This window comes from Desulfosarcina alkanivorans (assembly GCF_009688945.1).
Lineage (GTDB): Bacteria > Desulfobacterota > Desulfobacteria > Desulfobacterales > Desulfosarcinaceae > Desulfosarcina > Desulfosarcina alkanivorans.
This window is the reverse complement of the sequence record NZ_AP021874.1, coordinates 5,966,485-5,977,273: the sequence shown is the minus strand read 5'-3', so window position 1 is coordinate 5,977,273 and position 10,789 is coordinate 5,966,485. Positions and strand designations below refer to the sequence as shown.

8 protein-coding genes are annotated in these 10,789 nt (G+C 60.5%); 5 read left to right on the top strand and 3 right to left on the bottom strand.

The annotated features are described in order from the left end of the window. Positions 1–59 precede the first annotated feature (59 nt). The 4 genes from DSCA_RS25975 (at position 60) to DSCA_RS25960 (ending at position 5,082) form a co-directional block, all read left to right on the top strand. A complete protein-coding gene (locus DSCA_RS25975; protein WP_155319218.1) occupies positions 60–239 on the top strand; it encodes a hypothetical protein in 180 nt (59 codons plus the stop codon). Between the two features lie 140 nt (positions 240–379). Further along, on the top strand, positions 380–2,620 hold the full coding sequence (locus DSCA_RS25970) for a C10 family peptidase (RefSeq protein WP_155319217.1): 2,241 nt from the start codon (positions 380–382) through the stop codon (positions 2,618–2,620). Positions 2,621–2,641: 21 nt separating this feature from the next. Beyond that, positions 2,642–4,141, top strand: coding sequence for a right-handed parallel beta-helix repeat-containing protein (locus DSCA_RS25965; protein WP_155319216.1), 1,500 nt, complete (start codon positions 2,642–2,644; stop codon positions 4,139–4,141). Positions 4,142–4,353: 212 nt separating this feature from the next. Next, complete coding sequence (locus DSCA_RS25960; RefSeq protein WP_155319215.1) at positions 4,354–5,082, top strand: DUF4197 domain-containing protein; 729 nt, start codon at positions 4,354–4,356, stop codon at positions 5,080–5,082. Positions 5,083–5,381: 299 nt separating this feature from the next. On the opposite strand, the gene DSCA_RS25955 is transcribed toward DSCA_RS25960, so the two are convergent. Together DSCA_RS25955 and DSCA_RS25950 are read right to left on the bottom strand one after the other, a co-directional pair. Further along, entirely contained in the window at positions 5,382–6,077 is a 696-nt protein-coding gene (locus DSCA_RS25955) for a spermidine synthase family protein (RefSeq protein ID WP_155319214.1), read from the bottom strand. A gap of 153 nt (positions 6,078–6,230) precedes the next feature. Then, a complete protein-coding gene (locus DSCA_RS25950; RefSeq protein ID WP_155319213.1) occupies positions 6,231–7,508 on the bottom strand; it encodes a DEAD/DEAH box helicase in 1,278 nt (425 codons plus the stop codon). 603 nt (positions 7,509–8,111) lie between these two features. Here DSCA_RS25950 and DSCA_RS25945 point away from each other — a divergent pair. Beyond that, positions 8,112–8,267, top strand: coding sequence for a hypothetical protein (locus DSCA_RS25945; protein WP_155319212.1), 156 nt, complete (start codon positions 8,112–8,114; stop codon positions 8,265–8,267). A gap of 137 nt (positions 8,268–8,404) precedes the next feature. On the opposite strand, the gene DSCA_RS25940 is transcribed toward DSCA_RS25945, so the two are convergent. Further along, positions 8,405–10,618 (bottom strand): response regulator, encoded by a 2,214-nt coding sequence (locus DSCA_RS25940; protein ID WP_155319211.1) that lies wholly within the window; start codon positions 10,616–10,618, stop codon positions 8,405–8,407. Positions 10,619–10,789: the final 171 nt, after the last annotated feature.

Genomic DNA, 10,789 nt, shown 5'->3' with positions numbered 1-10,789 from the left:
TTGTCTGATTCGGATGGAACTTCGTTCACTTATAATAATATGGATAAAAATGCAATGCCATGCCGCCCCGCACAATCTGTCTTTTCCTGTCCGGCAATACGATCCGGTCAATTCCGGCAATCGGCGGAGAGGGTGGCAATCTCAGTTCCGGTGCCGCCTGCGGCATCCTGTCCGCCTTTGTGAAACGGCCGGATGACAACATAAAATATCTGTTTTACCTCATCGGAAAAATCGGCTAAGGTTAATCGCCCTTCCGGGCGATATATGAGAGTTGGAAGGCATTAAAAAATGGCACCTGTCCGGTGTCGCCCTTGCGCTTTCCTTTTCATAAATGGCCGTTGCATAACCGTTCAGGTTTACCCCTGTATAAGGCAGCATAATGAATCTCCAGACCTTGAAAAAAGTGTCCGCCGGGCTTATCTGCCATCGGCATTGGCTTGGCGTGTTGATCTGCATGGCGCTGTTCGCCCGTCCCGGATACCCGGCCCCCATCTCCGCGGACCTGGCCCACACGGTGGCCGCCAATTTCCTGAACCATGTGGGCACAGCACACACGATGGCATCCACCGAGGCCGTGGCAAGCGGCGGACAGGGGGTCGGCTACCTGGTGCATCTGTCCCCCCGGGGCTACATCCTCGTGGCCGGGGACGACATCCGCGTTCCGGTCAAGGGGTATTCCCTCAGTACCGTTTTTTACGACCTGCCCGAGGCGTACCGTGAGAATTTGCTGCGGGAGCTTGAAATCCCCGCACCGTCGGCGGCCAAAAGCCTTTCTGTTCCCGCCACCGATGCCACCAATGCGCCCTACTGGGAATTCTTGGTCCACCCCGGTCCGCCGACCACCGCCAAGGCGGGTACGCTGGGCTACACGCCGGATACGTTCCTGCTCACGACCCGATGGAACCAGGGCTATCCGTACAACAAGCTCAACCCGACCGTTGATGGCGAACTGACCCTGACCGGCTGCACCCAGACCGCCGTCGCCCAGGTCATGCGCTACCATGCCCATCCGGCAAAGGGCAGCGGGGTATTTACCTACAACTGGCACGGCCAGATCCTGACCGCGGCCATGAACCGGCCGTTCAACTGGCTTTCCATGCCGGACGCCATAAACGGCAGCGTGCCGGTCCATCAGCAGGATGAGGTGGCGGCCCTGATGCGTGACCTGGCCATTCTCAACAACGCCAACTTCGGGGTTAAAAGCACCAGTACATCCTTCGATGACTGGGAATTTGAACGGGCCTTCGGATACGCACCCATCGAGTACAAGACCATCGACGACCCCGATTTTTTCTTTACCATCAAAAATGAGATCGACAGCCTGCGGCCGGTGCTGCTGAGAATCCCCAACCATCTGACGGTTGCCGACGGTTACTCGTCGGACGCTTCCGGCACCAACATCCATGTGAACATGGGCTGGGGCGGTGCCTGGGACGACTACTACTACCTGGACCAGACCATCGTTGCCGGCGGTTATTCCTTTCCGCCCGACAATGCCATCTACTACAACATCCGTCCCTGCCAGGGAGACGAATGCGATCCCTACCCTCCCCTGGGGGACGGGCAGCCGCCGGCAATCGCCTCGGCGCTTCCCGACATGATCATCGACAGGGCCGCCACCGTGCGCATCGATGCAGCCGACCCGGACGGCGACACGGTAACGCTGTCGGCCTCGTCGTCCTGCAACGGCGTTCAGGCGGAAATGGATGGCAACCTGCTGACGCTGACGCCCCTGGAATCAGATGTTTTCTGCGAGGTGAGCATCCTGGCCCAATCCCATGACGGGACGACATCAACCCCCTTCAAGGTGCTCAGCCTTGACGAGAAGGTCTACCTGGGCACCCGCTACGACATCGGCGGACAGTTCTCAGACGTTAGCGAGGTGGATACCTACCGCGCCTACCTCGATGGGGAGATAACCATCGCCGGAAACCGGGGATACAGCAATCAGGCGTTCTACGTCTGGATCAACGACCCGAACGGCAATACGGTGATAGGTCCCAGCAATGAACCGGTAGCGGGAAACCTGGCACCCGGTGTCTACACGATTGCCGCCTCACTCACCTCAGGCTCGTACTATCCGTATGATGAAGACTACAGCGGCTACATTTTAAGCGTTGTCGCCGACGAACTGGATTACACGGTGGCCGATCTGGCCGCCAGCCGGGGCATCAGCCTCACCGCCTGCGGCCTGCAGGTGGAAAAAACCGGCAGCGGCGCCGGTTCGGTGACCAGCGTACCGGCCGGCATCGACTGTGGCGCGGACTGCAGCGACCCCTTCGCCTGCAGTACCGAAGTCACCCTGACCGCCGTGGCGGATGCGACGTCCATGTTTACCGGCTGGTCCGGGGACTGCACGGGAGATACGGCATCTGTATCCGTGGTGATCGACGGTGAGAGGCAATGCACGGCCACCTTCGAAGCCGATGTCGACCGGGACGCCATGCCGGACGCATGGGAGATCGCCAACGGGCTCGATCCCACCGTCGACGACGCCGACGGCGACCGTGATGGCGACGGGGTGTCCAACATCGATGAATATCGCCGGGGGACGGATCCGGATTCACCGGCGCGGCCGGCAGCGATGCCATGGATCCCCCTGCTGTTACTGGATGAATAGACCGAAACCAGGAGATGCCGAATGATGCGGCCGGAAAGGATGATCGAAGGCCTGCGCATCCTGGCCGTCTGGCTGCTGATGGCGGGCCTCGCCGGTGCCCGGACCTACTACGTCGCCGTCGACGGCAATGACACCTGCGGCGATGGTTCCGATGCCAGCCCCTGGGCCACCATCACCCACGCCCTGGACACCGTCCCCGACCAGAGCCTGGTCCTGGTCAAACCCGGCACCTACACGGGCCGCATCCGCCTGCGCGGGACCTTCGGCCAGGGGGTGACCGTCGCCGCCCAGATCCCCTACCAGGCCAGGCTGAGGAACGACGCCACCGTCGTGACCTGCTATTACGGCAAGGGAATTGCGCTGGAGGGCTTTGACATCGCCCACAGCGGGCCCGGCGCCGGCGCCCTGGTCGTCCAGATCCAGGATCTGGCGGGCGGCGACGACGCGGTCAGCGACATCACCATCAGAAACAACATCCTGCACGACAGCTTCAACAACGATATCCTCAAGATCAACAACGGTGCGACACGGATCACGGTGGAGGGCAATATGTTCTACAACCAGAGCGGGTCCGACGAACACATCGACATCAACAGCGTCGCCCGTGTCACGGTTCAGGACAATGTCTTTTTCAACGACTTCGAGGGCAGCGGGCGGGTCGATGCCAACGATACGGGCAGTACCATCGTCATCAAGGACAGCAACGGCGACAGCGACGCCTTTGTCGGCAGCCGGGATATCACCGTGCGCCGCAATGTATTCCTGAACTGGCAGGGATCGACCGGTTCCAACTTCGTGCTCGTGGGAGAAGACGGCAATCCCTATTTCGAAGGCCGGGACGTGCTGGTGGAAAACAACCTCATGCTGGGCAACAGCGTCCATGTCATGCGGGCGCCCTTCGGGGTGAAAGGCGGGAAAGACATCCTTTTCCGGCACAACACCATTGCAGGCGACCTGCCGTCCATGGCCTACGCCATGCGGCTCAATACCGAGGGATCGAACCCGGCCAACGAGAATATCCGCTTTTTCAACAACATCTGGAGCGACCCGTCCGGCACCATGGGGGCCACCGCGGCCGGCGGCGCGACCGACTTCTCGGACACCCCCGTGGACGAGACCCTGTCTTACACCCTGGACAGCAACCTTTACTGGAATGGCGGATTGCCGATTCCCGAAGACGCGGAGGAACGGATCAACCCCTCCGACGATGCCCGGCGGCGGATCGCCGATCCGCGGCTCGGCGGCCAGAACGACCTGGTCCTCCCCCGCTGGGATGAGGCCGGCGGCCGGTTTGCCGATGGTTCCGCCACCGTTCGCCAGGCTTTCAAACGCCTGGTGGGGCGCTATGGCCGCCCGGCCCACGGCAGCCCTGCCGTGGACGCCGCAGCCCCGGAACAGGCGGCCGCCGAGGACATCCTGGGAAAGCCCCGTCCCCGGGGAGCCGGCCCTGACATCGGTGCCGTTGAGCAGTTCCCGGTTGTGGTCGCGCCGCTGCTTCATCTTTTACTGTCGTCCGAGTGATCCGGATCAATCGGACGGGGCGTATACGGACGGTTCCCCATCGGACCGGCGGCGCAGGCCTTGACGATTGTTATTTGATTGTGGATGCTTTATCTTTGATGCAACGCCTGTTCGGCGGATCGATGGCGACGGCGGGAACGCCCGAATGGAAAACGCCCTGACCGCCGCCCGGAGCCGTCGCCGCAGGCGGACACCCATTGTGAGGAGCAGCCATGAACAGAGAAAAATTGCTTGTCGGTGCCTGCACGATGATTCTGCTGTTAACCCCTTTTTCTCCCGGCTTCGCCGGTTGGGGAGATCTTCTGAAAACGGTGCAGGAGGCCGTCGAGGGAAGTTCGGGGCCATCCCGGGGGGAGATCGTGGACGGTTTGAAGCAGGCGCTTGAAATCGGAACGGGCAACACGGTTCGAGCCCTTTCCCGACTGGACGGCTACTACGGCCATCCGGAAGTGAACATCCCCCTGCCCCAATCCGTTCAAACGGTTGAAAAATTATTGCGCACCACCGGATTCGGACCGCAACTCGATGCGTTCGAACTGAGCATGAACCGGGCGGCGGAAAAGGCAGCGCCGGAAGCGGAGGCCCTGTTCGTCGACGCCATCAAGGCAATGACCTTTGCAGACGCGCAACAGATTCTCAAGGGCGCCGATGACGCGGCGACGGTTTACTTCAGGGACAAAACCGCGGATCAGCTGCAGGCCCTGTTCAAGCCCATCGTCCACGCATCCATGGACAGGGTCGGGGTCACCCGGACCTACCGGTCACTGTCGGAAAAAATGGAGACCCTTCCTTTTGCAGCGGATTACGCGGTGGATCTGGACGACTATGTCACCGGAAAGTCAATCGACGGATTGTTTATCCGCCTGGCGCAGGAAGAGGCCAGGATCCGCAACGATCCCGCGGCCCGGGTGACGGAATTACTCCAGAAAGTCTTCCGGTAAAACGTGACGGATTCGTAAAAAGCTTTTCCGGGCCCGGCAGGACCAAACTATCCCAAAGGAAATGCAATGGCGTGGGAGCGGCATCCTGCCGCGATTATCCTTTTGCATCGCGGCAGGATGCCGCTCCTACGAAAAACGACCCGGTTTCAATTAGTTGATTAGACGCCAGAATCCACTTTTTGCTGTCGTCCCCGCGAAGGCGGGGATCCATCATTTTGGTGGTCAGGGATAGCGCTGAAGCGTCACTGCGTGAGCCCGCCTTCTCGGGAATGACAGGAGGGGAGGCTTTTTCCTGTTCATCAACTTTTTACGGGGCCACCCCCCATTCTTCCCAGGTAAACCACATGTCGTGATCCGCCTCTGCCCGACCGGTGCAGGGCCGTGGTGAATCCGGCTTCTGCGAGGCGTCTGGCGAAGCCGGCATCGTAGTTCTCACCCCACACCGCAAAGACGCCGCCGGGCTTCAGGGCCGACCGGGTCCGGCTGATGGCGATGCTTCCGTAAAGCGGATCGTCGCGCCGGTGGCTGCGCACGTAGGGACCGGTATACAGGTCCAGGATGATCGCATCGAATTTCCCGTGCGCCGGGTCATCGGCAAAACGGCGGATCAGGCGGGACACGTCGCAGACCTCCACACCCACGCGGCTGTCTGCCGCGGCATGGCCGGTCAAGGCCGCCAGGGGGCCCCGGCACCACTTCAGCACCACCGGATTCAATTCGGCCACCACGACCCTGCCCGTGGCGGGCAGGGTGTCCAGCACGGCCCTGAGGGTGTAGCCCATGCCCAGTCCCCCCACGAGCACCCGAGGTCGGTGCGAGCCCGTGAGGTGCCCGCAGGCCAGCTGCCCCAGGGCCACTTCGGACCGATGGGTCATGCTGTTCATCAGCACGCGGCCGTCCACGGTAATGAGAAAGTCGCCGTCCCCGCGCTGTCGCAGCTCAAGGGGGCCTTCTTCGGTGGAAATACGTTCAATGGTCTGCCAGGGCTGGGCCATGGGTGGGGTCACCTCTCTGGAACCTGGGTTGAGCGTTCCGCCTTTTTCGGAAAATGACAACGAATACGTGCCTGAGCAGGAATCGCTCGACTCAGGTGGAAAAATCCGGCAATCCTGCTGCCGGCCGTTGACTACAGGCAGTTGCGGCCCAAATCAGGGGGTCCCCCCGGCCGTTTTCGGTGCAAGCCAGGCAAAGGCCCCTTTGCTTTCCCGGCGCCTGGCCCGGGGCTTGGGCGCTCTCCGTTTTCCCCTCGCCTGGGGGCGGCTGGCGGAGGAGTTGACCTTCTTGCCCCCCGGCCCTTGCGGCGCGGCATCATAATCGAAATCCGGCAGGGTGCGCTGCGCCACCGGGCTGCCGATGGCCCGGTTGATGGCCTTGACCATCGCCGTGTCCTCCCCGGTGACCAGGGTAAAGGCCTCGCCGCTGCATTGCGCCCGCCCGGTGCGGCCGATGCGATGAATATAGGCCTCCGGGGTCGCGGGAATATCGAAATTGATCACGTGAGACACATTGGAGACGTCGATGCCTCGGGCGGCGATATCCGTGGCCACCAGGATCTGGAATTCTCCCGAACGGAAACCTTTCATCGCCGCCTGGCGCCGGTTCTGGGACAGGTTGCCCTGGAGCGAGGCCGACCGATAGCCGGCCCTGGCCAGCTTTTTGTCCAGGCTCTTGGCACGGTACTTGGTGCGGGTAAACACCAGGACCGACTCGGTGCGGGTGCGGCCGAGCAGTTTCATCAGCAGGGCTGTCTTCAGATGCGGAGCAACCGGAAACATGGCATGGCTGACGGTCTTTGCCGGGGCGGTGGTGCCGATCTGAACCGTGACCGGATTCCGGAGCACGTCATTGGCCAGGCAACGGATCGCCTTGGGCATGGTGGCCGAAAAGAGCAGGGTCTGGCGATTTTTTGCGGGGATATGCGACAGGATGCGGCGAATGTCGGGGAAGAACCCCATGTCGAACATCTGGTCGGCTTCGTCCAGCACCAGTACGTCCAGCCGGGACAGGTCAACCGTCCCCCGGCCGAGATGGTCCAGCAGCCGGCCGGGACAGCCGACCACGATATCCGCACGCTTGAGGGCCTGGATCTGGGGGTTGATGCCCACGCCGCCATAGACCACGGCGCTGCACAGGCGGGTATGGCGGCCCAGGGCCCGGATGGCGTCGTGGATCTGTTCCGCCAGTTCGCGGGTGGGGGCGACGACCAGTGCCGCCGCCCGGCCGCGCGGGCCGTCCACCAGCCGATTGAGAATAGGCAGGGCAAATGCGGCGGTTTTGCCCGTGCCGGTCTGGGCCAGTCCCATCACATCGCGGCCCTTCAAGACCTCGGGAATGGCTTTCGATTGAATTGGCGTGGGGGTTTCGTAACCCGCCTCCGCAACACCTTTGACAACAGCCGGGTGAAATGAAAATGAATTAAAATTCAAATGGATAAATTCCTTCGTGGAGATCAGACATGGCTGATCTCGGTTAGTGAATCGGAGAATCGGCATCCCGCGCACATGGGGGAACACGTCCGCTGCCATGCGTTAATCCGCGCGACCCGTTCCGGGGTTTCGCCTCGCTTTGTTTGTATCCCGGGAAATTCGCGGCGGGAGCTTCCAGGGGCATTTGCAGGTATCGGCATTGCCCCATTTTAGGAGAGAAACAAATGTATCGCCTGGCCGCTCGTGGGCGTCAGCAGGGCCTTTTCCTTATGGCCCGCCGACAACGGTCACCCGGCCACCGTCCTTCAGGAGTGTCCCCTAGAGGAAGCCGCATTGGCATGCCGGATGGTTCCCACAAAAAAGATCCCCACGGAATCACCGATCCCGGGGGGACGCGCCAGACATCACTACAATAAACCTATTTGGTCAGAAATCAAGCAAATTGTCAGGCCACAGGACATATAAGCCGGCCGGCGGCCGACAACCCGCGGCGTACGGTGCGATTGGCCGGTCCGGGCATGATTTATTCTTGCCCGAAGACCCAATTCCCGTTAACGTGGTGGCATCCATCCGGCATTCCTGCCCAGAAAAGGGAGGCACAATTTGTCAACACGAACGCAAATCCTGATCTACCTTGCCCTGCTTGCCATCGTCGATGCGGTCATCCCCATTCCGGTCACGGCGATGGCCCTGATCATGGTCCTTTTTCAGAAGCCGTCATGGTTCAAGGACTGGGTCGATCAGATCTACCGGCGATGAGGTCCGGCACAGCGATAAAATACGGCATCGGCGGCACACACCGGTCATGGGGCGGAGGTTGCGCCCGCATGCACCCCCTCCGCCCTGCCCATCGCGGGCGGGACTGCGAAATGACGGCCCGAAGTGACAGCCGGTGGTCAGGTCAGCCATTTTTTTAGCATGTCGGAGAGATGATCCGGAACGACGGGCTTGGCCAGATAGTCATCCATGCCGGCGTCAATGCATTTTTCCCGATCCCCCTTCATGGCGTGGGCGGTCATGGCGATGATGGGGATATCGGGATCGAGGGCGTCGACCACGGTGGCCGGGTAATTTCGAATATGCCCCGTGGCCTCGTAACCGTCCATCTCCGGCATCTGGCAGTCCATCAGCACCATGTCATACGGATGTTGCTGCAGGGCCGTGATGGCTTCGCGGCCATTGGAGACGACATCGGCGTGGTAGCCCAGCTTTTTTAAAATGCTCAAGGCCACTTTCTGGTTGATCAGGTTGTCTTCAGCCAGCAGAATCCTCCGGTTGTGCTTCTTTTTTTCGGCCAGGGAGTGGACGGTGATCAGCCCCGCGCCCGGGTGGCCGGCCGGCCGGGCGGTCTCTCCGCAGACCAGCGCGAGGCATTCATACAGCTGCGATTGTTTGACCGGTTTGGTCAAATAGGCGCTGAAACCGATCTGCTCCAGTCGGCCGGCATCGCCGCGGTTGCCCATGGATGTCATCAACACCAGAACGGTATGTTGCAGGCCGGGCGACTGCTTGATCCGAACGCCCAGTTCCTCCCCGTCCATTTCGGGCATCTGCATGTCAAGAATGGCGATGTCAAAGGCGTCATTCACCGATGCCGCCCGATCCAGGCAATCCAGCGCCGCTTTCCCGCCGGCGGCCTCGCCGAAGCGGCAGCCCCATGATTTGAGCTGTTCCCGCATCACATATCGATTGGTCGCGTTGTCATCCACAATCAGCATGCGCCGGCCCCGGATATCCTCGGGAACGACCAGCGTCTTCTCCTTACCGGCCGGCTGTTTTTCAAAAATGGCCGTGAACCGGAAGGTGGTGCCATGGCCGTCCTCGCTATCGACGCTGATCCGGCCGCCCATCATTTCGGCAAGCCGTTTGGAAATGGAAAGCCCCAGTCCGGTGCCGCCGTATTTCCGGGTGGTGGAACTGTCGGCCTGGGAAAAAGAGTCGAACAAGCGGTTCATGTGCCCGGCCGGTATACCGATGCCGGTGTCGGACACACTGAAACGGATGGACACCCGCCTGTCGTCTTCATTCTCCAGCTGGATGTGGATCACAATCTCGCCGGCGTCGGTGAACTTGATGGCGTTGCCGACCAGATTGATCAATATCTGGCGCAGCCGGCCGGGATCACCGCGCAGGAGCGAGGGCACATCGTGATGGATGCGCACCACATACTCCAGCCCTTTTTCATGGGCTTTTACCGCAAGCAGGTCTCCAAGGGATTCGACGGCCAGCCTCAGGTCAAAATCGATGGTCTCGATTTCAACCTTTCCGGATTCGATTTTGGAGTAGTCAAGAATATCATTGATGATGTCGAGCAGCGATTCGGCGCTTTTCTGGATGGTCTCAGTGTATTCACGCTGTTCTTTTCCCAATTCGGTGCCCAGCAGCAGACCGGTCATGCCCATGACCCCGTTCATGGGGGTGCGGATTTCATGGCTCATGTTGGCCAGAAACTCACTCTTGGCGCGATTGGCCCGTTCGGCTTCCTCGCTGGCCGCATGAAGCTTGAGATTGACGGCATCCAGCTTGTCCTTTTCCCGTTCAAGGCTGCGCTGGGTGCGTTCGCGCACCTTTTCGTAGGTGTAGTTGAGCAGGACAATCAGTATGAAGACGACACTGAAACGGACGGCGCCTTCCTGCGGATAGGCGTAAAAGGGAAGCCGGTCACCGGGATTGCCGAAAATGACGATCAGGCATGCAAAGAAGGCAATGTTCCAGGGCAGCCCTTTACGGGATCCCAGCAGGAAAAAGGTGAAAACGGGAAACCCGAAGGCAAAATAGAGTTTCGTACCCTGGACACCGCCATCACAGGCAAGGTAGAGAAACAGGGCCGCAAGGACCGCCGACATGCTGTTGTATACCCAATCGATCCGCCCCGGCGAGCGCAGCATGAAAAGGCAGACCAGCATCCATGCCCCGGCGGAACATTCAATGCCCGACTCGCCATAATGCCCCTGGATCAGGTCAACGGCCGAGAAAACAGCCAGGATGACCAGCGCCATCAGGGAAAACAGCATCAACAGCCGTCGCCGGCGGCGCTCCTCGACCCCGAGGTGCGGAAAAGAAAATATCTTATTCAGCAGCTTGCTAATATCTGCGAATTGTAGAATCATTCACCTTTACTCCGGCAGACATCGCAACAGTCGTCATCCATCTGAATGGTTATTCGGTTAACAGGGGTCCCGGACCAGGCCATGTATGATCCTTATCGCCCTTTTGGGCGGCATCTTTACACCAGCGCAGCATAAAAAACATGGTGATACGATTTATTTGATAACATGACC

Coding starts and splice junctions, on each gene's coding strand:
- DSCA_RS25975 (WP_155319218.1), top strand. CDS start 60: ATGCCGCCCCGCACAATCTGTCTTTTCCTGTCCGGCAATACGATCCGG.
- DSCA_RS25970 (WP_155319217.1), top strand. CDS start 380: ATGAATCTCCAGACCTTGAAAAAAGTGTCCGCCGGGCTTATCTGCCAT.
- DSCA_RS25965 (WP_155319216.1), top strand. CDS start 2,642: ATGATGCGGCCGGAAAGGATGATCGAAGGCCTGCGCATCCTGGCCGTC.
- DSCA_RS25960 (WP_155319215.1), top strand. CDS start 4,354: ATGAACAGAGAAAAATTGCTTGTCGGTGCCTGCACGATGATTCTGCTG.
- DSCA_RS25955 (WP_155319214.1), bottom strand. CDS start 6,077: ATGGCCCAGCCCTGGCAGACCATTGAACGTATTTCCACCGAAGAAGGC.
- DSCA_RS25940 (WP_155319211.1), bottom strand. CDS start 10,618: ATGATTCTACAATTCGCAGATATTAGCAAGCTGCTGAATAAGATATTT.